Origin of the sequence: Taklimakanibacter albus (assembly GCF_016595235.1) — a bacterium.
Classification (GTDB): domain Bacteria; phylum Pseudomonadota; class Alphaproteobacteria; order Rhizobiales; family Aestuariivirgaceae; genus Taklimakanibacter; species Taklimakanibacter albus.
This window is the reverse complement of sequence record NZ_JAENHL010000008.1, coordinates 2,262,407-2,286,088: the sequence shown is the minus strand read 5'-3', so window position 1 is coordinate 2,286,088 and position 23,682 is coordinate 2,262,407. Positions and strand designations below refer to the sequence as shown.

Annotated in this window: 23 protein-coding genes; 6 read left to right on the top strand and 17 right to left on the bottom strand. The window is 63.0% G+C overall.

What is annotated here, in order from left to right; all coding sequences use genetic code 11:
* Nucleotides 1–69: 69 nt before the first annotated feature.
* A complete protein-coding gene (locus JHL16_RS33875) occupies nt 70–471 on the bottom strand; it encodes a hypothetical protein (protein WP_200189300.1) in 402 nt (133 codons plus the stop codon).
* 496 nt (nt 472–967) lie between these two features.
* On the opposite strand from JHL16_RS33875, the gene JHL16_RS33870 reads away from it, so the two are divergent.
* From JHL16_RS33870 to JHL16_RS33860, 3 genes are read left to right on the top strand one after another with little or no spacing between them, the layout of a single operon-like run.
* Complete coding sequence (locus JHL16_RS33870; protein WP_200189298.1) at nt 968–1,216, top strand: acyl carrier protein; 249 nt, start codon at nt 968–970, stop codon at nt 1,214–1,216.
* Nucleotides 1,209–2,483 carry a cytochrome P450 gene (locus JHL16_RS33865; protein WP_200189296.1) on the top strand — a complete coding sequence of 425 codons (1,275 nt, stop codon included), beginning with the start codon at nt 1,209–1,211 and terminating at the stop codon, nt 2,481–2,483. The genes JHL16_RS33870 and JHL16_RS33865 overlap by 8 nt, the downstream gene beginning before the upstream one ends.
* 25 nt (nt 2,484–2,508) lie before the next feature.
* Nucleotides 2,509–3,129 carry a GNAT family N-acetyltransferase gene (locus tag JHL16_RS33860; RefSeq protein ID WP_200189285.1) on the top strand — a complete coding sequence of 207 codons (621 nt, stop codon included), beginning with the start codon at nt 2,509–2,511 and terminating at the stop codon, nt 3,127–3,129.
* Between the two features lie 47 nt (nt 3,130–3,176).
* On the opposite strand, the gene JHL16_RS33855 is transcribed toward JHL16_RS33860, so the two are convergent.
* The 8 genes from JHL16_RS33855 to JHL16_RS33820 form a co-directional block, all read right to left on the bottom strand.
* Complete coding sequence (locus JHL16_RS33855) at nt 3,177–3,899, bottom strand: outer membrane protein (protein ID WP_200189283.1); 723 nt, start codon at nt 3,897–3,899, stop codon at nt 3,177–3,179.
* Between the two features lie 406 nt (nt 3,900–4,305).
* The gene (locus JHL16_RS33850; RefSeq protein ID WP_200189281.1) at nt 4,306–5,355 is read right to left on the bottom strand and encodes an ABC transporter ATP-binding protein; all 1,050 of its coding nucleotides are present in this window, start codon (nt 5,353–5,355) and stop codon (nt 4,306–4,308) included.
* A gap of 16 nt (nt 5,356–5,371) precedes the next feature.
* Nucleotides 5,372–6,421 (bottom strand): carbohydrate ABC transporter permease, encoded by a 1,050-nt coding sequence (locus JHL16_RS33845; RefSeq protein ID WP_200189279.1) that lies wholly within the window; start codon nt 6,419–6,421, stop codon nt 5,372–5,374.
* On the bottom strand, nt 6,418–7,557 hold the full coding sequence (locus tag JHL16_RS33840; RefSeq protein ID WP_200189277.1) for a carbohydrate ABC transporter permease: 1,140 nt from the start codon (nt 7,555–7,557) through the stop codon (nt 6,418–6,420). The genes JHL16_RS33845 and JHL16_RS33840 overlap by 4 nt, the downstream gene beginning before the upstream one ends.
* 268 nt (nt 7,558–7,825) lie before the next feature.
* Entirely contained in the window at nt 7,826–9,310 is a 1,485-nt protein-coding gene (locus JHL16_RS33835) for an ABC transporter substrate-binding protein (RefSeq protein WP_200189275.1), read from the bottom strand.
* 241 nt (nt 9,311–9,551) lie between these two features.
* Nucleotides 9,552–9,977, bottom strand: coding sequence for a ParB/Srx family N-terminal domain-containing protein (locus JHL16_RS33830; RefSeq protein WP_200189270.1), 426 nt, complete (start codon nt 9,975–9,977; stop codon nt 9,552–9,554).
* 91 nt (nt 9,978–10,068) lie between these two features.
* Nucleotides 10,069–10,557: an AAA family ATPase gene (locus JHL16_RS33825; RefSeq protein WP_348647319.1), complete on the bottom strand. Its 489-nt coding sequence runs from the start codon at nt 10,555–10,557 to the stop codon at nt 10,069–10,071.
* Nucleotides 10,554–11,510, bottom strand: a complete 957-nt coding sequence (locus tag JHL16_RS33820) for an AraC family transcriptional regulator (protein ID WP_200189268.1) — start codon at nt 11,508–11,510, stop codon at nt 10,554–10,556. Before JHL16_RS33820 ends, JHL16_RS33825 begins: the two co-directional genes overlap by 4 nt.
* Before the next feature lie 70 nt (nt 11,511–11,580).
* On the opposite strand from JHL16_RS33820, the gene JHL16_RS33815 reads away from it, so the two are divergent.
* Nucleotides 11,581–12,807, top strand: coding sequence for an MFS transporter (locus tag JHL16_RS33815; RefSeq protein WP_200189266.1), 1,227 nt, complete (start codon nt 11,581–11,583; stop codon nt 12,805–12,807).
* 125 nt (nt 12,808–12,932) lie between these two features.
* On the opposite strand, the gene JHL16_RS33810 is transcribed toward JHL16_RS33815, so the two are convergent.
* The 3 genes from JHL16_RS33810 to JHL16_RS33800 are packed head-to-tail and all read right to left on the bottom strand — an operon-like array spanning nt 12,933 to nt 15,322.
* The gene (locus JHL16_RS33810) at nt 12,933–14,249 is read right to left on the bottom strand and encodes an O-acetylhomoserine aminocarboxypropyltransferase/cysteine synthase family protein (protein WP_200189264.1); all 1,317 of its coding nucleotides are present in this window, start codon (nt 14,247–14,249) and stop codon (nt 12,933–12,935) included.
* Between the two features lie 34 nt (nt 14,250–14,283).
* Complete coding sequence (locus JHL16_RS33805) at nt 14,284–15,102, bottom strand: alpha/beta fold hydrolase (protein WP_200189261.1); 819 nt, start codon at nt 15,100–15,102, stop codon at nt 14,284–14,286.
* Nucleotides 15,095–15,322, bottom strand: coding sequence for a DUF1127 domain-containing protein (locus tag JHL16_RS33800; protein ID WP_200189260.1), 228 nt, complete (start codon nt 15,320–15,322; stop codon nt 15,095–15,097). Before JHL16_RS33800 ends, JHL16_RS33805 begins: the two co-directional genes overlap by 8 nt.
* A gap of 184 nt (nt 15,323–15,506) precedes the next feature.
* On the opposite strand from JHL16_RS33800, the gene JHL16_RS33795 reads away from it, so the two are divergent.
* On the top strand, nt 15,507–16,460 hold the full coding sequence (locus JHL16_RS33795) for a cupin domain-containing protein (RefSeq protein WP_200189258.1): 954 nt from the start codon (nt 15,507–15,509) through the stop codon (nt 16,458–16,460).
* A gap of 160 nt (nt 16,461–16,620) precedes the next feature.
* Here the strand turns inward: JHL16_RS33795 and JHL16_RS33790 are convergent, their stop codons facing one another.
* The 4 genes from JHL16_RS33790 to JHL16_RS33775 form a co-directional block, all read right to left on the bottom strand.
* Nucleotides 16,621–17,514: a carbohydrate ABC transporter permease gene (locus tag JHL16_RS33790; RefSeq protein ID WP_200189256.1), complete on the bottom strand. Its 894-nt coding sequence runs from the start codon at nt 17,512–17,514 to the stop codon at nt 16,621–16,623.
* Nucleotides 17,514–18,458: a carbohydrate ABC transporter permease gene (locus JHL16_RS33785; RefSeq protein WP_200189254.1), complete on the bottom strand. Its 945-nt coding sequence runs from the start codon at nt 18,456–18,458 to the stop codon at nt 17,514–17,516. The genes JHL16_RS33790 and JHL16_RS33785 overlap by 1 nt, the downstream gene beginning before the upstream one ends.
* A gap of 88 nt (nt 18,459–18,546) precedes the next feature.
* The gene (locus JHL16_RS33780) at nt 18,547–19,857 is read right to left on the bottom strand and encodes an ABC transporter substrate-binding protein (protein WP_200189252.1); all 1,311 of its coding nucleotides are present in this window, start codon (nt 19,855–19,857) and stop codon (nt 18,547–18,549) included.
* A 30-nt stretch (nt 19,858–19,887) separates the two neighbouring features.
* Nucleotides 19,888–20,955, bottom strand: coding sequence for an ABC transporter ATP-binding protein (locus JHL16_RS33775; protein ID WP_200189251.1), 1,068 nt, complete (start codon nt 20,953–20,955; stop codon nt 19,888–19,890).
* Nucleotides 20,956–21,237: 282 nt separating this feature from the next.
* Here JHL16_RS33775 and araD1 point away from each other — a divergent pair, with 282 nt between their 5' ends.
* On the top strand, nt 21,238–22,230 hold the full coding sequence (gene araD1, locus JHL16_RS33770; protein WP_200189249.1) for an AraD1 family protein: 993 nt from the start codon (nt 21,238–21,240) through the stop codon (nt 22,228–22,230).
* A gap of 124 nt (nt 22,231–22,354) precedes the next feature.
* Here araD1 and JHL16_RS33765 read toward each other — a convergent pair whose 3' ends face one another.
* Nucleotides 22,355–23,680 carry an NAD(P)/FAD-dependent oxidoreductase gene (locus JHL16_RS33765; RefSeq protein WP_200189247.1) on the bottom strand — a complete coding sequence of 442 codons (1,326 nt, stop codon included), beginning with the start codon at nt 23,678–23,680 and terminating at the stop codon, nt 22,355–22,357.
* Between the last annotated feature and the right edge of the window lie 2 nt (nt 23,681–23,682).

The following is a 23,682-nucleotide window of genomic DNA, read 5'->3' as shown; positions in this document are numbered from 1 at the left end:
AGCCCTCACCCGCCCTGTCGGGCACCCTCTCCCATCCTGCGGACGGGAGAGGGGGAAGCCCTGAGGACTTCAATCGATCGCGACGCTCACCGTCGATGTATTCGCCGCATTGGTCTGCACCGTGCCGGAGCGCGCCGACACCTTGCAGTAGATCTCGGCCCGGCTTTCATAGAAGGGCTCGCAGTTGTTGAGCTTGGACGCCGGCACGATCACGCTCAGGATGAATGGCCGCGGCGAGGTGTCGTGCACGCCGATCTGAAAGCTCGTATCGGTGAGGAGCAGATCGTCATCGGCGGTGTCGCTGTCCATCACCCTGACGGTGACGCCCATCAGCCGGCCGGCGACGGCATTGACCGCCTCCTGATTCAACATGATCGTTCCGCCGACCGTGAGGTTGAGCACGTCCCGGGTCGAGCGGCTGGGATTGGCGACGTGAATCCACGAGCTCAGCATTTTAGCCTGTGCGGCCATAGTTCATTCCTTTCCAATGTCTATTTCCTGCAGGACCACCGCTACCCAGCGGTTGCGGAGCATTTTGGAAAGGAATGCTTCAAACCTAGAGGGATCGCTGCAATGACGGGCACGCTAGGCGATCCTGCCTGTCGGTTTGCTGAATCAGTTCTTCAGGTCTGGTTCAGATTTACCACAAGATGAAGCGATGATCAATTTAAGGGTGTGAAGCGGCTAGGTTTAACGGCGTGGTCGTGCCGGACGCTTATGCCGCTGCGGCAACGGGTTGCGCTTTGACACTGCCCGATCAATTCTGTCTAGTGTGCTGAACGCGAAGTTCCTGATATCAGGCGGCTTGCACCGACAGGAACTTCGCGTTCAAAAGCACACTAGAATCATTAAGTTTTCTAGTGTCCTTCCGAATCCGAAGTTCGCTCGGAAGGTGCCGCTGGCAGTGGCGAACTTCGGATTCGGGACACTAGTGCGCTCGTCGTCATGCCGGAAGCGGGAGAAAATTTTGAGCGAATTGGCAACGATCAAGACGATTATCGCGCGCGCCTTTTTTATTCCGGCCGACGCGATAGCGGATGACGCCGATATCGCCGAGATCAAAGGCATGGACAGTCTTACTTTCGAAGCATTGATGCTGGAGATCGAGGAGGCCACCGGTCAGGAGCCTGATCCGGTGGCGCTGATGGATGTCCGCACCGTCGCCGATCTCGCCCGGATGATCGAAGAGATGAAGGCTGCTGCGCAACGTGCATAGCGGCCGCGCTGAGGACGATCTGGCGGAGCGGCTCTTCCGGCTGGCGGATGAGTCTAACGGCCGCAATGTCGAGATCGATTTCGGCGGCCGTTCCTTCCTGGTCGTCCAGGATCCCGCCGACGCCGAGCGCATCCTGCGCCTCAGGACGGAGCGTTACGAAAAGGCGCTCGGCTGGCTGAGCCAGGTCATCGGGCCGTCGCGCCTCACCGAGAATGGCGAGGCCTGGCAGTCGCGCCAGAGGCTCAGTCAGCATCATTTGAGCAAATGCGACCCGGCCCGCATCTTTGCGTTGAGCCGCCATCATGGCCGGCTGGGTGCCGATTTGCTGCTGGCCGAGGCTGCGCGGAAAAGTCCGCGTCTCGATGACGGCCTGTTCCGCATCATCACCAGCGGTATCCTGATGGAGGCCCTGTTCGACCGCTCATGGGCGAGCCTCGGCTTCTCGGATTTCTCCGAAATCGCCGCGATGCTGGATTATGCGGTCGACTATTCCTTCTTCTCGGCGCGCCATCGCCTCGATGCGGCAGCGCGCGTGCCGATCGATCCCGGCCGCACAAGAGCCTTTCTGGCGCTCCGCCATCAGGCCTTGCAACGGCTGAGCTCGATCCGCCGGACCATGACGCCGGCCGACCCTATGCTGTCGGACTTCCTGCGCCACGAGGAGACCGACAAGACATTCAAGCTCGAGCATGAGCTTCTGATGTTCCTCGCCGCGGGCTCCGAGACATCGGCCGCCGCCATCGGCTGGGGCATCTACCTGCTGGCGCGCGAGCCGGAGCTTCAGGAGGCCCTGCGCGCGCGCCTGCGTGACGTCTGGCGCTCGGACGGCGCCACGCTCGCCGGGCTGCAGCGCGATGAAGAGTTCAGCCGCTTCGTGACGGAGACGATGCGCATATTCCCACCGACGCCGGTGCTCATCTTCAGAGCACTGGCCGAGGACCCGTTGAGCGACCGCGTCGTGGCGCCCGGCGATCTCGTCCTGATCTCTATCATTGGCATCAATCATGCGCGCGATCGGTGGCCCGATCCCTGGCGTATGCATCTGCAGGCGGACCCCGCACAAGGCCGCGCGCCGAAGTTGACCTTCTCGACAGGCCCGCGCGTCTGTGGCGGCCGGCATTTCGCCACCGCCGAGGTCATGACCGTTCTGGCCGCCATCCTGAACGAGGTTCGCCTGGAATTGACGTCGCCGGAAGCCCCGTCCTTCCGCTGGTGCCTGAGCCTCAATCCGCGGCACGGTCATCCGGTTCGGGCGGTGCGTCTGTGATCCCTTTACGAATGAGACGAAAGACATGACCCATCCAGGCCGCCGTTTAGTACCGGGCAGCATCCAGGCGACGGGAGGTGGCCGGCGAACTCCGCCCGGCGGCAGGCCGCTCGCCATCGAGACGGAGAATTTCCGGCTGCGCAGCATCGGCGCCGAGGCCGCGAGCGCCGTCATGCAGGGCTGGCTCGCCGACCGCGACGTGCTGGAGGGCATCAATCTGCCCAAGGTTAACTGGACGATCGAGCGTTTGCGCGCTTTCCTTGCCGCCTATGACAATCGCGCGCGTTATGCGATCGGCATCTCCCGGAAAGACACTTCGGCGCTGATCGGCTTCTATACCGTCGACGTCAATCTGCAGCACAAACGCGCCATGCTGACCGCCATCATCATCGACAAAGCGAGCCGCGGCAGCGATCTCATCTTCGAGACCACGCGGGCTTTGAACTTCCATCTTTTCGATGAGCGCGACATCGACAAGGTCTCGGTCGGTGTGCTGGCGACCAATCGCCGGATGCTGTTCCACATGATGCGCGCCACCCGCATCGACGGACCGCGCGAGATGCGCTTCGAGGCGCGTTTGCGCCGCGAGGTCCTGCGCCCGGACGGCGCCCGCCTCGACCTGCTGGTCTTCGCCGCCCATAAATAAAGCGCCCATTCCGGTTCTCGGAATGGGCGCCTGAAGGCTGGGATTGATCAGTTGCCGAGCAGATAGCTGATGCCGACCCTGACCGCATGGGTCTCGAGATCGATCTTGCTCGAATCACCCGGCTGATTGGCGACGGGCGTCGGCAGGAATTTCTCCGAGCCATAATCGGTATAGCGATATTCGACATGGCCGATCCAATTGTCGCTGAAGGCATGGGCGATGCCGCCGCCCACCGTCCAGCCGAACATGGTCCGCTTGTCGTCCTGGTCGAACATCGGTGTCTCGGGCAGGATCTCTTCCGAATAATGCAGCCGGGCGAAGGAAATGCCGCCGGTGACATAAGGCATCGTGCGGTCGAAGGCATAACCGAAGCGTGCTCTGAGCGACGATTGCCATTTGAGCTTGGCCTCGCCATCGGCATCGGGGAACGGATTGAATTCCGGCGTGTCGGTCTGATCCAGCCCGCCATCGGCCCAGACCTTGTCGAAATCGGCTTCAAGGCCGAGAACGAGATTGCTGTCGAATTGATGCAGATAGCCCGCATGCGCGCCGAGGAAGCCGCCGGCAGGATCGTAGTTCTTGCCGAAATCGGCCGAGAGCGTGTCGTGCTCGGCATCGGCATCGCCCCAGAGATAGCCGCCATGGACGCCGGCATAGATGCCGTCCCATGCGAAAGCGTAATCGTCGGTGAGATCGGCGGCCGCCGCCGGCGCCGTGAGCGATGAGCCCAGCAGCAATGCGCCGGCGCAAGCCAAGTAGAATGATTTCATGCCTCTGTTTCCTTGAGTTTGTTGCAAATTCACGGCGCTGCCCGCCGAGTCGCCGTCTCAATCTTCTTGTTTGTAATTACGCAGAGGAATTTGCTGGCATCTGCGTACATAACATTATTCTCCCTCTCTGCGAGTGTCGGTTATTCGTCGCAACTCGAATTCGATGGTGAGCGCACGTGAATCCTCAGTGTTGCATATAGGCAACTCTGTCAACCAACTCAGGACGGAGCCGGCAACGGGTGGTCAACTCAAGGATGTCTGAATCTTATGTGCGACGGCAGGGTAGTCCCGGCGCTGGCGCGGGATGCGAAAAAGCGGATGCCGGCTTTTTCGCGAATCCCGCGCTGACATATGAATCGATCACGCCGATGACTTTGGGTCGATTAGATCCAAAATTCATCGTGATCTAGCGGATGCGGGCGCCCGTCGCCGTGTCGAACAGGAAGACGGCTTTGTCGGCGAAGCCGATATTGATGGGCTCGTCCATCTCATAATGGGCCGATTTATCGGCCTTCACGGTGACGGTCTTGTCGCCCACCTGGCACATGATCAGCGTGTGGTCGCCGATGAGCTCCAGCCCATAGACGCGCGCGCTGATGCGGCCTTTGTCGGCCGTCGTCACCTGGCAGTCCTCCGGGCGCAGGCCCACGGTCACTTTCGAGTGATCGCGGCGCGTTCCGGTCTTGAAGCGCCCTTCCGGCCAGACGAAATCGCCTTGTTCGAGATCGCCTTCGAGAAAATTCATCGGCGGCGAGCCGATGAAGCCCGCGACGAAGAGATTGGCCGGGTCGTCATAGATGCGCCGCGGCTCGGCGATCTGCTGCACCACGCCCTTGTTCATGATGGCCACGCGATGAGCGAGCGTCATCGCCTCGATCTGGTCATGGGTGACATAGATGGTGGTGACGCCGAGCTCGGCCTGCAGCCTTTTCAGCTCCGAGCGCATGGCGCCCCTGAGCTTGGCATCGAGATTGGAGAGCGGCTCGTCCATCAGGAAGACGGAAGGGCGCCGCACCATGGCGCGGGCGAGCGCCACGCGCTGACGCTGGCCGCCCGACAGCTGGCGCGGAAAGCGGTCGAGATACTCCTCGAGATGCACCTTCTGCGCCGCGCCGCGGATCGCCGCCTGGCGGTCGGCGTCGGGCACTTTGCGCATCTTGAGCGGATAGCCGATATTGTCGGCGACCGTCATATGCGGATAGAGCGCATAGGATTGAAACACCATGGCGATGTCGCGATATTTCGGCAGCACCTGGGTCACGTCGGTCTCGCCGATCAATATGCGCCCCGAGGTCACCGTCTCGAGCCCCGCCACCATGCGCAGCGCCGTGGTCTTGCCGCAGCCGGAAGGTCCCAAGAGCACCAGGAACTCGCCATCGGTGATTTCGAGATCGAGGCCTTTGACGACCTGGACCGGCCCGAAGGATTTGTGGATCTGGGAGAGGGTGACTTTCATGGGGTGGACTTTCTCCCTATCCCTTCACCGCGCCGACCAGCAGCCCGCGCGCAATATGCTTCTGCAGCACGCTCGCAATGACGATGACCGGTGCGATCATCACCACGATCAGCACCGACATGTTCCACCATTGCGGGCCCCGCGTTGTATTCTGTGCCGAGACCAGCACTGGCATGGTCTGCGCCTTGGCGTTGGAGAGGAAGAGGGCCAGCAGATATTCGTTCCAGGCGAGGATCAACACCAGCAGGAAGGTCGCGACGAGGCCGGAGCGCACCAGCGGCAAGGCAATCGTCAAGAAGACGCGCAGCTTCGAGGCGCCGTCGATCTCGGCACTTTCCTCGAGATCGATCGGGATGGCGGCGAAGAAATCCCGCGTCAGCCACACCACGATCGGCAGGTTGACCGCCGTATAGGTGGCGATCAGCGCGGCCTGCGTGTCGAGGAGGCGCAATTGCTGGAACATCACATAGATCGGCAGCACCGCCACGATGGGCGGCATGATGCGGTTGGATATGATCCAGAATTCGATGTCGTTGTTGCCGACCGCCGCTTTCATGCGCCCGCGCAAGGTGAAGAGTCCGATGACGAACAGCGCCAGGGCCACGGTCAGGGCCACCAGCCAGCCGACGCCGAAGCTCGTCACCGCGATGATGAGGGCGACGAGCAACAGAATGAACAGCGCGACCGCGGCGAGCTTCACCTCGAAGCGGATGCGCACCAGGGAATAGGCCGCGAGCGCGCCGATCGTCACCGCCAGCACCGTGCTCGCCAGCGCCACCACCACGGAATTGAGATAGGGCCCGAGCGTATTGTTCCGCAGCAGCATGAAGTCCCAGGCGGCGAGCGAGGGCTGGAAGTCGACGAAGGGAATATAGAACGGCCCGTTATCGACCTCGCCCGGCCCCTTGAAGGAGGTGATCAGCACCCAATAAAGCGGCACCAGCACGACGAGCGACCAGACGAACAGCATCGCATAGGTGACGACGCGCCCAACCGGCGACTGCTCGTCGATCGCGGGCGGCTCGATGAGGCGGCGCAGCAGGGACCTTTCGGGAGCGCTGCTCATGTTTCGGACCCTCGCGCCGGCCGCACCACGAAATTGAAGAAGGACACGCAGATGACGGTCGAGATGAACAGCAGAGTGTAGCCGACCGCCGCCGACCCGCCGAGATCCTGGGTACGCCAGGCGATGAAGGAATGGAGCGTCAGCGACTCGGTGGCGAGGCCGGGGCCGCCACCGGTCAGCACATTGGGAAGATCGATGATCTTGAAGGCCTCGATGAGCCGGATCAGCACGATGGTGGCGGCGACGGGCGCGATGGCCGGCCAGGTGATGTCGCGGAAGACCTGCAGGCCATTGGCGCCGTCGAGCCGCGCCGCCTCGACCTGGTCGCGCGGCTGGTTCTCGATCGCCGCCAGCAGCACGATGAACATGAAAGGCGTCCATTGCCAGGTGTCGCCCACCAGCACCATGAGGCGCGCCGACCAGGCTTCCGTCGCCCACGACCATTCGGTGATGCCGAGGAACTGGGTGATGGGCGCGAAGGGGCCTTTCTGCATGTCGGCCAGCATGCGGAAGGTGTAGGCGATGCCGACCGGCGTCACCATCAGCGGAATGAAGAACAGGACGCGGAAGAAATTGCGCCCGCGGATCGGCTGGCCGCAGAGCAGCGCCAGGCTTAAGCCCAGCGCGAACTGAACCGCGACGCCGACCACCACATAGAGCAGCGTGTTGACGACGGTGCCGGGCACGCCGCCGGTGGCGCTGGTGGCGATGGCGAGCGTCGCCAGCCCCATCACCATGGAAGCGGTGATGAGCCTGCCGACGACACCCAGGATCGTCGGCCTGCCGCGGGTGAAATGACGCCAGAAACCATGGACGAGGAGGCCCGCGACGAGCGCCAGCAGCAACCATTGAAAGACGCTCAAGGAACCGAACGTGCCGAGCAGATGATATTGCTGCGACCCGGTGATGAGCTTCCTGAAATTGGCGAGCCCGACGAAACGCAAGGTGAAGCCGCCTTGTGCCAGCGCGAAACGCGACAGCGCCAGATAGGCCGAGATGATGAGCGGGAAGAGCGCGAAGCACAGGATCACGATCACCGCCGGCAGCACCATCACCGGCCCGCAATGCCGGTCGAGCCATTCGGCCCAGCCGGTCGCCTGCGGTGCGGCCTGTGCGCTGTCAGCGGAAGCGGTCAATGGTCCTCCCCTCCGGCCACTGTCTCATGCTTTCCCCGTTTCGTCACGCTGCTTCCCCCTCTCAGTTCCGTCATCCCGGCGAAAGCCGGGACCCATTAAATTCTCGAGTTGCGGGCAGAGTTGCCGGAACAACTCCCACCTGAATGGATCCCGGCTTTCGCCGGGATGACGGATGAGAGTGGGATCGCGGATAAGAGCAGATGACCGACGATGAAGTGACGAAAAACCCGGCGCCGCTCTCGCCGCGCCGGGTCGGTTTCAGATCGTCCTACTTCGCGCCGATCGTGGCCTTGTAGAACTCCAGCTGCTGGTCCTTGCCGATCTCGTCATTGAGCTCGTTCCAGCCGTCGGCGACCGCTTTCACCGTCGCCTCCTTGTCGATCTCACCGGCGAGGAAGCGCGACACCGCCTCGTCCAGCACCACCTGCTGATATTTCTGGTTCTGCGGGATGCGCAGATCGAGGATCATGTTCGGGCTGCTCATGCTCTGATTGATGGCGCCGAGATAGATCTTCGCTTCGTCCTCGCTCATGCCGGCGCCCTTCCACAGGTCGCTATAGGAGAGCTGCGACGTGCGATAGGGGTTGAAGCCGGTGCCGCCGATGGTCACGTCGGAGTTCGACTGCGCCGGCTGCGTCATAAAGGAGAAATAGGCATAGGCCGCGTCCTTGACTTTGTCCTGCGCCTTGGCGTTGATACCGCCGCCCCAGCCGCCGAAGGCCGCGAAGGGCGCGTGGTTGACGCCGTCGACCGCATGCGGACAGGCCTCGGCCGAGCAGGCTTCGAGCTTGCCCGTATCCCAGTTCAGCACTTCCTTCGAGCCCGGCATGATGGCCGCGCCCCATTTGCCCATCACTTTCGACTGCTTGGCGTCGATGGCGATGGTGCCGACATCACCCCAGTCGAGATTGAGGGCGCAGCGGCCGGAAGCGAAGAGCGGGCGGGTGTCGGACACGTCGAGATTGAGCTCATCCGGCGGCCCGTATTGGGTCGACTCCTTCAGGAAGTCGAGTGCCTTGCGGAACGCCTCGTTGTCGACCAGCGGCGTCATGTCCTTGGTGTTGAAGAAGGTGCCTTGATTGGTGCCCTTGGACTGCGTCATGGCGCCGACGACGTCCATCACGAACCAGTAGCTCTGGGCATTGCGCTTCTTGGCGATGCACGAGCCGAAGTCCGGTGTGCCGTCGCCATTCATGTCCTTGCCGTGGGTGGCCTTGGCGACCGCCAGATATTCGTCCCAGGTGGTCGGCACCTTGAGGCCGGCGGCTTCCAGCACATCCTTGCGGTAGTACATCATGTGGAAGTCGCCATCGAGGGTGATCATATAGGTCTTGCCGTTGTACTTCTCCGAGAAGTCGCGGAAGAAGGCGCCGACATCGTCCTGTTGTATGTCCTTGTCGGCATCGACGCGTGGCGTCAGGTCCTCGAGATAGCCGCCGGCGATATAATCGACCATCCATTGCGGCGCGAAGACCGCGGCGTCGACGGAGTTGGTGCCGCTCGCCCAGTCGGTCAATACTTTTTGATAGAGGTCGGAGAAGGGCACCGCGATGACATTGATCTTGGCGCCGGTGAGCTTCTCGAAATCAGGCGCGCGGCGCTGCAGCGGCTCCTGAATGGCGCCGGTCTGGGTGATGACATTGACGGTCACCCCTTCGAACGGCTTGTCCTGCGCCGAGGCGCCCAAAGGCACCAGCGCTACAGCGGCAGCGCAAATGGCCGAAAACCCGGCCAGCAACGATCCAAGCTTCATGCAATCCTCCCATTGAGCGAAGTTCTAAAAGGTCGACTTCTTATCTCCGGGCGACAAAGCACCCCGCCGAGAAACCCCGCCAATGGGCCCGGCCCGGAAGTTTGTCATACAATATGGGAAATGGGAGGGGAGTCCAGGGGGTTGTGGGCGAGATGTTGCTATCGGGAAGATCGCTGCCCATTATTTCACCATCACACTTGGTAGGGCATTAATTGATCCGATTACTTACGCCGCCCGAATATCAGTTGCTTCCAGCGTCAACTTTGTTGACCGTCTTCATTGCCTCGCCAGTCGAGAAGCCCGTGATTCCGATATCGAGATGTAGATCTTCGGCGAGCAGCTTCTCCAATTCGTCACCTAACACCTTCCGTTCCCATCCCGCACACAGCGCCAGCTTGTTATCGGCGATCACATAGGCGCGCTTCTCCGCCTCGCTCATTGTGTCGATACGTAGCGCGGGTACGTCCTCAAGACTCATCGTGCGCGCCGCTTCGACACGACCATGGCCGGCCAGGATCTGGTAGTCCTCATCGATCACGATCGGATTGATGAAGCCGAAGCGCCGGATGCTTTCGGCGATCTGGCGGATCTGTTTCTTGGAATGCGTTCGCGCGGCGCCGGGCCAGGGTTTGAGATCGGCGAGGCTGACATAGCGGATGGGGGGCATGCCACTTCTCCTTGAGAGCAAGGCCGCGTATTTGGGCGGCGCGTTGGGAGCGGCAGGCTGTTTATGGCCGTCGTGAACGGGACATCAAGAGTTATTCGAGGAGGCTCAGAATGCGGTCGACCGTCTCGTTGGTTGGGCCGCTCGTGCTGATCTCATGATGCGCAGCCTCGCGTAGGAGCGGTTCGATGGTCGCGATGAGCGCGGCGATCCTGGCTCGCTCTTCAGTCGTATGGCCGCAGCCGTCAGGGGAACGCTTCTCCAATCGCGCCATGATCGCATCAATCGGCGCCGACAGCAGGAAAATCCGGTCGATCAGTGGATAAAGCCTGTGCATGTTCTCGGCGCAACCGCTGATGAACAGCAGTCCGTCCTGCGGGGCCGACAGCAGCGCCCGCACGCGGTCTTCCTGCCAGATCCAGTCCTTGCCGTCGGCCGGCGTCAGACCGTCGGCGGGAGCGGCGGCCACCCAATGCGACCATTCCGGCGTGTCGAGATCGATCGCCGCGAAGCCACGTGTCTTCAGCTCGCTGATCACCGCTGTCTTGCCGGTGCCGGACATGCCGGTGATCAGGACCTTCACGGCTTTTCGGCGCGGAACTGGCTCGGCGCCTGGCCGATGATGCGCTTGAAGGCGCGGCTGAAGGCGGCTTCCGATTCATAGCCGAGATTGCGTGCCACCACCGAGATGCGCAGGCGGTCGCGCATCAGCCACAGCCGCGCCTGGTGCATGCGCACCTCGGCCACATAACGCGCCGGCGTTTCGCCGACGATCGCCGCGAAACGCTCGGCGAAGCCCGAGCGCGACGCGCCCATGATCTTCGCCAGCGTTTCGACGCTCCAGTCCTCGGCCGGGTTGCGGTGAATGGCGGCCAGCACCTTGCCGATATCGGGATGGCGCGCCGCCGCGATCCAGCCCGTCGCGTCGCCGCAGCCGCGCTCCACCCAGGCGCGGATGATCGCCGCCGCCACCACATCGGCGAGCCTGGCGAGAATGCCGCCCGATCCCGGCCGGTCGAGCGTCACCTCGCGCGCCATCGCTTCGAGGAGATGCGGCAGCGCCGGCTCATGGGTTTCGAGATTGGAGGCGCGCATCAGCTCCGGCATCATGCGGAGCAGCGGATGGGCGCCGTCGATATTGAAATGCAGGCTGCCGCGGAAGAGCAGCGTGCTCTCGCCCTCACCGCCGCCCTGCATGTCATAGACATTGTTGCACACCTTCGTGACATTGAGGCACTGCGTCTGCAGCGTCTGCGCCCCGGGTGCGCTGGCGAGACGGTGCTCGGCGCCACGCGGCAACAGGATCGCATCGCCGGGCTGCAGTTCCACCCATTCCTTGGACGGCGTATAGAGCCAGCAGGCGCGCCCGCCGATGAAATGGAAGCGCGCCGCCTCCTGCGCCGGCATCGTCACGCACCACGGCTCGCGCAGCACGCAGCGGCCATATTCGACGCCGTCGAGGCGCAGGCCGCGCAGCATTTCGCTCAACGGGTCACAGACGATTTCCGACGGCGGTTTGGACGAATGATCATGCATTCTGGGGTATCTATCATGGAAACTCCAGAAACGCATCTCCATTTCCCACCTTCATCTTCGGGAGATCGAAATGGACAGTGCAGCAGCTACCGCAACGGCAAGTCTTGGCGCCGGCAAGGCCGAGACATCAACCGATGAGGCTTCCCCCGCCTGGGCTGCCGTCGTCTCTTTATCCTTAGGGGTTTTCGGTCTCGTGACGGCGGAATTCCTGCCGGTCAGCCTGCTGACGCCGCTCGCCGGCGATCTCGGCATCAGCGTCGGCGCCGCCGGCCAGGCGGTGACCGCCACCGCGGTCGTCGGCGCCGTCGTCGCGCCGACCATGGCCATCATGACCCGCGGCGTCGACCGGCGTTACGTGATGTGGGCCTTCAGCCTTGGTTTGCTGGTCTCGAACCTCATCGCCGCCTTCGCCACCAACTTCGCCATGCTGCTCACCGCGCGCATCATCTTAGGCGTGGCGCTCGGCGGTTTCTGGTCGATGGCGGCCGCCATGGCCATGCGCCTGGTGCCGATGCGGCTGGTGCCGCGCGCCATGTCGATCATCCTCACCGGCGTCTCCTTCGCCACGGTGAGCGCCGCACCCATCGGCGCTTATATCGGTGACGTCTGGGGCTGGCGCACCGCCTTCTTCAGCGCCGCCGGCGTCGGCCTTCTGGCGCTCATCGCCCAGCTCGCCACCTTGCCGAGCCTGCCGCCGATCGGCTCGCCCAGCATCGCGACACTCTTGGCGCTGCTCAAGCGGCCGAGCCTCAGGCTCGCGCTCTTCACCGTGCTGCTCGCCGTGTCGGGCCACTTCGCCGGCTTCACCTATATCCGCCCGCTCCTCGAAGAAGTGCCGATGCTGTCGGTCACCTCGATCTCGCTGGTGCTGCTGGGCTTTGGCATCGGCGGCTTCTTCGGCAATTTCGCCGGCGCCTTCCTGCTCGAGCGCAGCCTCAGGGTGGAAGTGGCGCTCGGCGCCTTCGCCATCGGCCTCATGGCGGTGCTGCTGATCTTGTTCGGTGCCTCACCTTGGCTCGCCGCTATCGCCGTCACCATCTGGGGCTTCGCCTTCAGCATGCTCCCCGTGGGCCTCTCCACCTGGATGGTGCGGGCGGCGCCCGATGAAGCCGAAGGGGCGGGCGGTCTTCTCGTCGCCACCTTCCAGATCGCGATCGCCTCCGGTGCTTTGCTGGGCGGCGTCTTCGTCGACGGCTTCGGCGCGCTCGGCGCCACGACCTATGCCGCCATCGCCGCACTGCTCGGCGCGGCGCTGGTGTTCACCCGCGGCCGCAATGGCGGGGTGCCGAATAGTTGATAGAAACACCCCACCCGGCTCGCTTTGCTCGCCACCCTCCCCGCAAGAAGCGGGGAGGGAGCAGTCTCCTCCCTCCCCGGCACGGGGAGGGTGGCGCGAAGCGCCGGGTGGGGTGACTATAGTCGCTACGCCGCGCGGTCTCTGCGCCCGCTCGCCTGTTCCAGCGCCTGGTCGAGATCGGCGATGATGTCGTCGATATGCTCCAGGCCCACCGACAGCCGCACATAGCCGGGCGTGACGCCGGTGGCGTGCTGGTCTTCTTCGCTCAATTGCGAATGCGTCGTCGAAGCCGGATGAATGGCGAGCGAGCGCGCATCGCCGATATTGGCGACATGATAGAACATCTTGAGCGCGTCGATGAAACCTTTGCCGGCTTCCATGCCGCCCGCCAACTCGAAGCCGACGAGCCCGCCGCGGCCGCCTTTGAGATAGGCACCGGCGCGCCGGTCGGTCTCTTTGGCCTTGTGCATGCCCGGATAGATGACGCGTATCACCGCATCATGCCGGCTCAGATGTTCCGCCACGCTTTGCGCATTGCGGCAATGCTCGCGCATGCGCAGCGGCAGCGTCTCGAGGCCCTGGATGAACTGGAAGGCGTTGAACGGGCTCATGCAGGCGCCGAGATCGCGCTGCAAGGTCGTGCGCGCCTTGACGATATAGGCGATCGGTCCCAGGGGCTTCACTGCTTCCGTCCAGATGGCGCCGTGATAGCTGGGATCGGGCTGGTTCAGCATCGGGAAACGTTTGGCATTCGCTTCCCAGTCGAAATTGCCGCTGTCGATGATGGCGCCGCCGATCGACGTGCCATGGCCGCCGATATATTTCGTCGTCGAATGCACGACGATCGCCGCGCCATGCTCGATCGGCCGGCAGATGACGGGTGCTGCCGTATTGTCCATGATCAGCGGAATGCCGAGGCTCTTGCCGATACGCGCCACTTCCGCGATCGGGAAGACGGCGAGCTTCGGATTGGGCAAGGTCTCGGCATAATAGGCACGCGTGCGATCATCGCTGGCGCGGCGGAAGGCGTCCGGATCGGCGGGGTCGACGAAACGCACCTCGATGCCCATCGTCTTGAAGGTGTGGGCGAAGAGATTCCACGAGCCGCCATAGAGATCGGTCGAGCTCACGATATTGTCGCCGGCCTGGCAGATATTCTGCACCGCGATGGCCGAGGCCGCCTGGCCGGAGCTCATCGTCATCGCCGCCACGCCGCCTTCAAGGGCCGCGAGCTTGAGCTCGAGCGCTTCATTGGTCGGGTTGGTGATGCGGCTGTAGATATGGGCGATCTCTTTCAGCGCGAAGAGGTCGGCCGCATGTGCCGTGTCGCGGAACTGGAAGGATGTCGTCTGATAGATCGGCACCGCCACCGCGCCCGTTTGCGGCTCGGCGCGGGGGCCGGCGTGAAGCACAAGGGTTTCGGCATGTCTGCTGGCAGTCATGTTGGTCTCCGTTGGATGAAGGAAAACGAAAGTGTCAGGCGACGCGCGGCGTGGCGTCGGGCATCCTCGCCTCGACCGCATTGAGATGCGTGCCGATGAGCCGTGCCGCCATCGCCGCATGGGTGACGGGCAGCATGTGGCCGGCGCCGGCGATGGGCAGCACCTTCGCTTGAGGCATCTGGCCGGCGACGAGCCGGATCAGATGCTGGCTGAGCAGCGGTGAGTTCTCGCCATAGAGGCCGAGCATCGGACAGGTCACGCGGGCGCATTCCTCGAGCGGCCAGGTCTCCTGGTGGAGGGCTGAGAAATTGGCACGGATGAGGGGCATCCGCGCGGTCACCCGCTCACGGGTTTCCGGCGCATATACGGCGAAGCTGCCCGGCCCATTCCAGAAGTCGACGAAGCGGGCCGCGCCCCAGTCGGGCCGGCCGGCGGCGGCCGCGATGCCGATCTCCTGGGCGAGGCGGGCGATATGGGCGAACATCTGGCGCTCGACCGGATGGCCGTCGCGCAGGAGATGGAAGATCGCCGGCTCGAACAGCGTCAGGCTCTGCACCATGTCGGGCCACTTGACCGCGATGCGCAGCGCCAGCGCCGCCCCGTAGGAATGGCCGATAAGATGGACCGGCCGTCCAAGTGCCCGTAATTTCTGCAGGATCATATCCGCCTCGGCGCTGAGGCTGCGTTCGGCCTGCGGCACTTCATGGGCGGTGTAACCCGGCAGGTCGAGCGCCAGGTTCTCGAAACCGCCCGGCAGCCGGTCGATCAGATCTTGCCACTGCCGGCGGCTGCCCGCCGTGCCATGCAGGAAGACGACCGGCGCGCGGCGGCTACTGGTGAGGACATTAGCCATGGCGTTTACCCCGGCCATGCGATGCCGCCATGATGTCGGCGCGGGAGACGCCGATATCCTTCAGCATGAAATCATTGAGCGTGTGGGCCGGGCGCGCGCCGTGATTGCGCCCCAGGCGCACTCTCAGTACGCTGAAGACCGTGGTGGTGAAGCCGGAACGCACTTTGCCCGCTGCGCAGGACGCAGGGGCTGCACCGCTTCCGAAGGAAGCTTTGCTCATTGCAATCTCCATAAAGTGTAGTGTATGAGGCCGTTCTTTCCCGAACAGGGAACAACCCGCCTTTGCGCCGCTGCCACGCGGCTCATCTCGCAGGGTGGTTTCTAGGGAATTGGGCGTCGCTTTTGAATGACCGCGACGCCGGAAGAATTGACTGATCAGCCGGGGCAGAAAAGGTATCGCGGGTGTGAAGGACACGCTTTCCGAGATATTTCGCACGCTTAGACTGACGGGCGGCATTTTCCTCGATGCCCGCTTCACGGCACCCTGGTGCGTGATTTCACATGTCACGCCTGATGACGTTCGTCCATTCATCACCTCGCCGAAAAATATCGTGACGCTCCATTATGTCGTTACCGGCCGCACTTATGTCGGTATCGGCGATGGCGAGCGTCTGGAGATCAATGAAGGCGAGCTCGTGCTCCTGCCGCGCAGTGACGAGCACATCATGTCGAGCGGCCTCGACGGTGAGCCGATCAATTCGCATCACCTCATCGAGATGTCGCCCGATGGCGGCCTGGCACGCATCGTTCATGGCGGTGACGGTGAGCCCACACATATCGTCTGTGGCTTTCTCGCCACAGAGGACCGTTTCAATCCGCTGATCGCGGCCCTGCCGCGCATCCTCAAGGTGAATATCAGGGAAGGCGTGTCGCGCGATTGGATCGAATCCTCCGTGCGCTTCGCCGCGGAGTCGATGTGCAAGGGCGAAGTCGCATCATCGCCGATCATGGGCCGTTTGTCGGAACTGCTCTTCGCCGAAGCCGTGCGCGCCTATGTGAACGGCCTCCCGGAGCAAGAGCGCAGCTGGCTCAAGGGCCTCAACGACCAATATGTCGGGCGCGCCCTCGCCGCGCTGCATGACCGCCTCACCGAGGACTGGACGGTCGAGGCACTGGCCGACGTCGCCGGCCTGTCGCGTTCGGCGTTCGTCGAGCGTTTCTCCAACTGTGTCGGCCTGCCGCCGATGAAATATCTCACCCAGTCGCGCCTGCAGCTCGCCAAGCAATTGCTGCGCGACGGCCGCCAGGGCGTGGCGCAAGTAGCGGCAAGCGTCGGCTACGAAGCGGAAGAGGCCTTCAACCGTGCCTTCAAGCGCGAGTTCGGATTGCCGCCGGCGAAGTGGCGCGATCTGCAGTGATTTCTCCCTCCCCCTTGCGGGGAGGGTACGCCCGAAGGGCGGGGGTGGGGGTCGGGCGGTATTTCAGGATTTCGCTTCGATCACCTGACAGACCACCCGACCCCCATCCGGCTCGCTGGCGCTCGCCACCTTCCCCGCAAGGGGGAGGGAAAGGTTGCGTTCACTCCTTCACCGCGCCGGTCATCGACGAGACATAATGCTCGACGAAGAAGGAATAGAGAATGACGACCGGCAGGGAGCCTAGCAACGCGCCGGCCATCAGCGCGCCCCATTCATAGACGTCGCTGCGCACCAGCTCGGTGAGCACGCCGACCGGCACCGTCTTGTTCTCCGATGACTGGATGAAGGTGAGCGCATAGATGAATTCGTTCCACGACAGCGTGAAGGCGAAGATGCCGGCCGAGATCAGTCCTGGCACGGCGAGCGGCAGGACGATGCGGGTCAGGATCTGCCAGCGTGTGGCGCCGTCGATCAGCGCGCATTCCTCGAGCTCATACGGGATGGAGCGGAAATAGCCCATCAGCAGCCAGGTGCAGAAGGGAATGAGGAAAGTCGGATAGGTGAGGATGAGGGCGAAACGCGTATCATAGAGGCCGAGCTTGAACACCATCACCGCGAGCGGGATGAACAGGATCGACGGCGGCACCAGATAAGCGAGGAAAATGGCGAGCCCGACGCCGCGCGATCCCTTGAAGCGCAGGCGCTCGATCGCATAGGCCGCGAAGACGGAAGCCAGGAGCGACAGGAAGGTCGCCGCCACCGAGATGATCACCGTGTTGAGGAGCCAGCCCGGATAGGATGTCTCGAACAGCAGATAGCGGATATGGGCGAGTGTCGGATTGACCACCCAGAATGGGCTGTAGTTCTTGTAGTCGGTCAGCTCCTCATTCGGTTTGAAGGTGGTGATCGCCATCCAATAGAAGGGGAACAGCAGCACGAAGACGAAGATCGCCAGTGGCAGATAGACAGTGACGACACGGCGCGGCAGGCGCTCCAGGTAGTTCATGCCGCCTTCATCGCCGGCGCGTGCGGTCGTGGTGGTGACGTCGGCCATCAGTCGCGCCCGCCTTGTTGCCAGCGTCGCCGCTGCAATCCGAAATAGCTGAACAGGATGGCGGCGAGCAGAAATGGGATCATGGCGACGGCGATCGCCGCGCCCTCGCCGAGATTGCCGCCCGATATGCCGCGCTGGAAGCTCAATGTGGCCATCAGATGGGTGGCGTTCACCGGGCCGCCGCGCGTCAGCACATAAATGAGCTGGAAGTCGGTGAAGGTGAACAAGACCGAGAATGTCATCACGATGGCGATGATGGGCGTGAGCAGCGGAAAGGTCACATAGCGGAAGCGTTGCCAGGAGGTGGCGCCGTCGAGCGTCGCCGCTTCATAGAGCGACGGCGAGATGGTCTGCAGGCCGGCCAAAAGCGTGATGGCGACGAAGGGAATGCCACGCCAGACATTGGCGGCGATCACCGACGCGCGGGCGTTGGTCGGGTCGCCCAGGAAATTGATGGGCCCGGTGATGAGGCCGATCTTCTGAAGCACGTAGGAGAGGATCGAGAACTGCGCGTCATAGATCCACCAGAAGGCGATCGCCGACAGGACCGTCGGAACCACCCAGGGCAACAGCACGATGGCGCGAAAGAAGGCCTTGAAGGGCAGGCGTTCATTGAGCAGCAAGGCAAGCCACAGCCCGAGGCCGAATTTCAGCACCGAGGCGACGGTCGTGTAGAGCACTGTGTTGAAGACCGACAGCCAGAATACGCTGTCATGCCAGAGGAAGCCGTAATTTTCGAGGCCGACATAGATGCCGGGCCGGCCGATCTTTTCGTCGGTGAAGCCGAGCCAGACGCCGAGGCCCAGAGGATAGGTGAGGAAGACGAGGAGAAGAGCCGCCGCCGGCAGCAGGAACAGCAGCCCGAGCCCGAGCCGGCTGTTCTCCAGCCGCTCGAGCAGGGACACGGCGCGCCGTGTTGTTCCTATGGTTGTTGCCTGGGTCATTGCATTTCCAAATTTCCGTCATCCCGGCGAAAGCCGGGATCCCGGGATGACGGACTTTGGAGCCGGCGGTTGCCCGCCGGCCCTTCGATCACACCCGGTAATACCGGTTGGCGCGTTTCTCGGCGCGTTCCATCGCGGCCTGCGGCGTCTGCTGGCCGGTGACGGCTTCGGCGAACATGTCGACCAGCACATAATCCGCCATCACTGCCGCGGATGCATAGCCGAGCGGCCCGGCATAACCGTTGGGCCTGAGTGTTTCCGACGCCTTGGCATAGGGCGCATTCGCGGGATCCGCCGTCCACACCGGATTGCTGGCGAAGGCTTTCAGCGTCTGGCAGCAATAGCCGCTCGATTTGGTGATCCATTCGCTCATCTGCGCTTCCTCGAACATGAATTGCAGATAGGCTTTCGCTGCGTTGGGATATTTGGTGTATTTGAAGATGACGGCGCTGGTCACCTGGTACAGTTCGACGGGCTTGCCCACCGGCCCCACCGGAAGATTGGTGGTGCGGATGTCCTTGGCGATCTCGGCGAGCTTCGGATCGTTCTTGGCCGAATAATAGGCCGAGATGCCGTTGGCGATGACCGACAATTCACCGGCGAGGAACGCGCGGTTGTTATTGACGTCGAGCCAGCCTTCGGTGCCGGGAATGAAGGTCTTGTAGAGCTCCATCGCATATTCGATGGCCTTCTGCGTCTCCGGGCTGTTGATCGTCACCGTGCCCTTCTCGTCGACCATCTTGCCGCCATGGCTCCATAACAACCAATGCGCGTAGTTGTTGCCGTCGCCGACGCCATGGCCGTGGGTGAAGCCGACCGGATGGCCGGACTTCTGCAGCGCCTGGCACAGTTCGAGGAATTTGTCGGTGGTCTTGGGGAACTCGCTGAAGCCCGCTTCCTTCACCCAGCTGTCGCGATAGACGATGGCATTGCCGATGGTGGCGAGCGGCAGGCCGACGAACTGGCCGTCGCGCGTCGCGTAGCTCTTCGGCCCATCATACCAGCCGCCATATTTTCCGCCGAGATAATTGGCGAGATCGCTGACCTCGAGCAGCTTGTCGGGATATTGATGCGGATCGTCGAACCACACGAACATCAGGTCGGGGCCCGATCCGACATTGGCGGCGACCGCCGCCTTGGGCCTGATGTCTTCCCAGCTCTCCTTGTCGACGCGTACCTCGACGCCGGTTGCTTCGGTGAATTTCTTGGTATTGGCGAGCCACTGTTCCTCGTCGCCCTTGACGAAGGGCGACCAGCGCAGAAGCCTGAGGCTGGCACCCTCCTCGGGCTTGAAAGAGAGGTCCTGGGCGCGGGCCCTCAGGGTTAACAGGGAAGGCACCATCAGGCTGGCGGAGGCGCCGGCGGTGGTCTTGAGCAAATCGCGTCGCGTGAAACCCATTTTCTCCTCCTGTTGGATTGTATTTGCTTATTAAATACGCTGCCCGCTTTCCCCATCGAAGAGATGGATGGTGCCGGGCTGCGGGGTGAGCGTGATCGTGTCGCCGGGCGTGAAACTGTGTCTTTCGCGGAAGACCGCGACGATTTCCTCGCCATTGGCGGCGCGGGCATTGACCTGGACTTCGGAGCCGGTCGGCTCGACGACGACCACTTGGACGGCGAGGCCGTGCGGTCCCAGCATCAGATGCTCGGGCCTGACGCCGAGCACAAGCGGATGGCCCGGTGCAAGACCAGTTGGCGCCGTTACGGCGATCCTGACGCCGCCTTCCGCTTCGAAGTTCGCTTGCGCATCGGTGCCGGCGAACCGGCCGGATATGAAATTCATCGCCGGCGAGCCGATGAATCCGGCGACGAAACGATTCTGTGGCCTGTCGTAGAGATCGAGCGGCGCCCCGATCTGCTCGATCCGCCCATCATTCATCACGACGATCTTGTCGGCCATGGTCATCGCCTCGATCTGGTCATGGGTGACATAGACCGTCGTCGTCTTGAGGCGCTGATGCAGCTGCTTCACTTCCGCCCGCATGGCGACGCGCAATTTGGCGTCGAGATTGGAGAGCGGCTCGTCGAAGAGGAACACTTTGGGATTACGCACGATGGCGCGCCCCATGGCGACGCGCTGGCGCTGGCCACCCGACAGCTGGCGCGGATAACGTTCGAGATAGGGAACAAGCCCCAATATGTCGGCAGCCTGGCGAACCTTCTGCACCGTCTCGGCCTTCGGCGCATTCTTGAGCTTGAGCGAGAAGCCCATATTCTCTGCGACCGTCATATGCGGATAGAGCGCGTAGTTCTGGAACACCATCGCGATATCGCGCTCTTTCGGCGCCACGTCATTGACGACGCGCTTATCGATGGCGATCTCGCCGCCGGTGATGCTTTCAAGGCCGGCGATCATGCGCAGCAAGGTCGACTTGCCGCAGCCTGAGGGGCCGACAAGAACGACGAATTCGCCATCCGCGATATCGACGCTCACTCCGTGGAGAACTTGCGCCGTGCCATAGGCCTTCCGCGCATCACGAATCTCGACCTCGGCCATTTCTTCCGCGATCCTCCCATCCCGCACCTCGCATCTTGTTCTGTGCTTTATGTGCGAAACAGGGACGATACGAATGCGACAGGGCCCGTGCAAGCCAAGACGGATGCATTCGACGAAAGACTAATGCCGTTACGCGATGCGAAGATGGTCAAATTTTAGGCAAAGGCGGTGGTCGGAAGCTTTGTGTCCGCCCAGGCCTCGCTGCGACCGGCCGGCCGCCGCTTGCCAATCTATCTATTTGTATGACAATAATCCGGAAGATACAGAGTGAGGATCTGCGCAATGCTGCTGTCACAGATGAAGCATGAAGGTGGGGTCGCGGTGGTCTGCCGCGAGCCAGGGGCGGCCGGGCGGATCGTCAGGAATGCCGGCGGTGTCTATGAGCTGGCGCTGGAGGCGGCCGACAAAGGCCGGCGGCTTGCCGACGTGATAACCGATCACGGCCTCGGCGATACTGTCGATCTCGCCCGCGTCTACGAGTCGGGCGATCTCCTGGCGCCGATCATTCACCTTCATCCGGCCAATCTGCATCTGACCGGCACCGGCCTCACCCATCTGGGCTCGGCGGCGACGCGCGATGCCATGCACAAGACCCTCGCCGAGAAGGACAAGGAGACGCTCACCGACTCGATGAAGATGTTCCGCATGGGGCTCGAGGGCGGCAAGCCGGCGCCGGGTAAGATCGGCGTGCAGCCGGAATGGTTCTACAAGGGCAATGGCGCCACCGCCGCCGGTCCCGGCCAGCCGCTCGTCTCGCCGGGCTTCGCGCTCGATGGCGGCGAGGAGCCGGAAGTCGCCGGCATCTATGTCGTCTCCAGCACGGGCGCGCCTTTCCGTGTCGGCTTCGCGTTATCGAACGAATTTTCCGACCATGTGACCGAGCGCATCAACTATCTCTTTCTCGCCCATTCGAAGCTGCGCCCGGCGAGCTTCGGTCCGGAAATCCGTTTGGGTCCGCCGCCTGCCGATATCCGGGGCATGTCGCGCATCAAACGCGAGGGCAAGGTGATCTGGGAGAAGCCGTTCCTCTCCGGCGAAGCGAACATGTCGCACAGCTTCGCCAATCTCGAGCACCATCATTTCAAATACGGCCTGTTCCGCCAGCCGGGCGATGTGCATGTGCATATGTTCGGCACCGCGACGCTCTCCTTTGCTGACGGGATCAAGCCGGAAGCGGGCGATGTCTTCGAGATCGACTGTCCGGATTTCGGCCTGCCGCTGCGCAATCCGCTGAGCATCGCGAAGGAAGAAGCGGTGACGATCGGGGTGTTGTGATCTTACCCTCCCCCTTGCGGGGAGGGTTGACGCGAAGCGTCGGGGTGGGGGTCTGGCAGTCTATCCTGACAGACTGCCGGACCCCCACCCCTGACCCCTCCCCACAAGGGGGAGGGGATATGGCTCACAAACCCGCCCGTGGCCTCACATCGCTGCCGTCGCCGAAACGCGAAAAGCGGAAAGGCTCAGGATCCACCACCGGTTTCTCGTTCGTGACGATCTGCGCGGTGAGCAGACCCGCCCCCGGACCGATGCCGAAGCCGTGGCCGGAATAACCGGTCGAGATGTAAAAGCCGGGCAGACCCGTGACGCCGGAGATCACCGGCAGGATATCGGGTGTCGCATCGATCATGCCACCCCAGGTGGCTTGCGTCGGCACGGTCTTGAAGGCCGGGAAATTGGCCTCGAGATTCTGCCGCGCGCGTTTGAGATCATGCGCCGAAGGTCGCGGATCGAGCATGCGATGGCGCTCGAAAGGCGAAGGAGCGTCCTTCGTCCAATACCGCGCATAGTTCGCTTCCTCGAAGAAGCTTTTTCCCCCGCGCAATGCGATGCCGCTCCATTCCATTTTGAGCAGCGGCAGGAAATCGCGGAAATAGCGGAAGCTGTCGGGCACGATATCGGCGATCACGCTGCCATGCGACACCGTATAGCCGCCATCGAGCCTTCTGCGCAGCGACAGGCCCGGCCCCCAGGCGGCAGGGCCCGGTCCCTTGTCGGTGGCGGCGGTGCGCAGCACCGAGGCCAGCACCTTCAGCTGCGGCAGGCGCAGATTGAGACTCTTGCAGAAGAGCGATGACCATACACCGCCGGCCAGCACGACGGTCGAGCAGGCGACCCGGCCGTTCTCGGTGACGATACCGGAGATGCGCCCGGCGCTCACATCGATGGAGCGCACCGCGCAATGGGTCACGATCGAGGCGCCACGCCGGCGTGCCGCATGCGCCAAAGCCGGCGCCGCCATATGAGGTTCGGCCACGCCGTCATCCGGGGTGAAGAGAGCGCCCGCCCATTGCCCGGCGGCGCCCGCGAGTGTTTCGTTGACTCGGGCTCCTCGCAAAATGCGCGACGACACATTGTAAGCTTGCGCCTCAGCGAGCCACGCTTCGCGTTTCGCCAGCGTCTTCGCATCGGGACATAAATAAAGAGTGCCGGTCTCTTTGAACCCGGTCTCCGCCCCGATACGCGCCGACAGCCCGCGCCACAGGCGCAAGCTCTCCTGGGCCAGCGGCATCTCGCGCAGATCCCGCCCCATGGTGCGGCACCAGCCCCAATTGCGGCTCGATTGCTCACCGCCGATCTCGCCCTTCTCGCAGAGCAGCACCGACACGCCCTTTTCGGCGAGGAAATAAGCGGTGGCGACACCGATGATGCCGCCGCCGATGATCGCCACATCGGCGCGTTTCGGCAGGTCTGAGTCGGAAGCGACGGGATCGAGCAGGACGGGCATGG